Below are 1,397 nucleotides of genomic sequence, written 5' to 3' on the forward strand. Positions count from 1 at the left end.
AGGTGGTGCGGGCGGACCAGGCCGCCGCCGTCCTCGACGCCGCGGTGTCCGGCGCCGCCCAGGAGGATCCCGAGGCGCTGCGGGACCTCGCGCTGCTGGAGGTCCTGTACGCCACCGGGATCCGGGTCGCCGAGGCCTGCGGACTCGACCTCGACGACGTCGACGACAGCACCCGCACCCTCCGGGTCCTCGGCAAGGGCGGCAAGGAGCGGACCGTGGTCTTCGGGGTGCCCGCCGCCCGCGCGCTCGACCGATGGCGGGCGACCGGCAGGCCCGCACTCGTCCGGGCCGGATCACCGCCTGCGGTGTTCCTCGGCCTCCGCGGAGGTCGCATCGACCCGCGGGTGGCACGCACCGTCGTGCACCGCGCGATGGCGGCGATCCCGGGTGCGCCGGACATCGGACCGCACGGCTTCCGCCATGCCGCGGCGACGCATCTCGTGCACGGCGGCGCGGACCTTCGTTACGTACAGGAGTTGCTTGGTCACGCTACGCTGTCAACCACTCAGCTCTACACGCACGTGACCGTTGACCGACTGAAGGTGGTCCATGACCAGGCTCATCCCCGGGCATGACGCTCCTGACGTCGCGTCCTCGCAGGTCACGGGCCGGGCCGCCACCGCGGTGACGGCGCTGGCCGGAGCCCTGGCCAGGGCCTTGGAGGGCCCGGCGGGCACCCCGGTGCCCGAACGCAGGGTGTCACTCCGTGCCGTCCCGGCAGGGGAGGGGGTGACCCTCGACGGAACCGAGGAGGGCGATCTCGACCGGCCCGCCACGCCCGTCGGTCCGAACCTCGGCACGGTGACCCAGGTCCGCGAGACCGGCACCGTCGTCCCGGTCTCCTGGGGCGACACGCCCGGAGCCGCACTCGTTCGCCCGATCGGGAAGGCCTCGTCGTCGAACGGTCGGGCCACCGTGCCGGAGCCCGACTCGGCAGGGAGCGGCCTCACCGTCCGCCCCGCGATCCGCGCGGTCCCGGACCCCGTCGTCACCGATGTCCACGGCGCGGATCACCTCACGCCGCTCCCTGAGGCCGCGGACGCCGGCGACGTCGGGCCCGCCGCGGCTGCGGACATCGCCTCGGGTCTCTGGACGGACTACCTCGGCACCCGTTCGGTGTCGGCGCGGGATCGGCTCGTGGTGCACTACCGGGCCCTCGTGCGCGGCGTCGCGGGGAAGCTCGCGAGCGGGCTGCCCACCCACGTGGACGCGGCCGATCTCGTCCAGGTCGGGATGTTCGGCCTGATCGACGCCGTCGAGCGCTTCGACCCGGAGCGCGAGGTCCGCTTCGAGAGCTACGCCGCCCAGCGGATCCGCGGCGCGATGCTCGACGAGCTGCGCGCCCAGGACTGGGTGCCGCGCGGCTACGAGCCCGTCCGGATCGAGACCCCCGAGGG

2 protein-coding genes are annotated in these 1,397 nt (G+C 74.4%); both read left to right on the forward strand.

The genetic code is table 11. The annotated features are described in order from the left end of the window. Nucleotides 1-575 (forward strand): tyrosine-type recombinase/integrase (locus H5J29_RS32680; protein ID WP_181784756.1); only part of this gene is annotated, 575 nt, incomplete at its 5' end. Then, nucleotides 550-1,397 (forward strand): sigma-70 family RNA polymerase sigma factor (locus H5J29_RS32685; RefSeq protein WP_181784757.1); only part of this gene is annotated, 848 nt, incomplete at its 3' end. The genes H5J29_RS32680 and H5J29_RS32685, both read left to right, overlap by 26 nt.

Origin of the sequence: Pseudonocardia pini (assembly GCF_013870575.1) — a bacterium.
GTDB classification, from domain to species: domain Bacteria; phylum Actinomycetota; class Actinomycetes; order Mycobacteriales; family Pseudonocardiaceae; genus Pseudonocardia; species Pseudonocardia pini.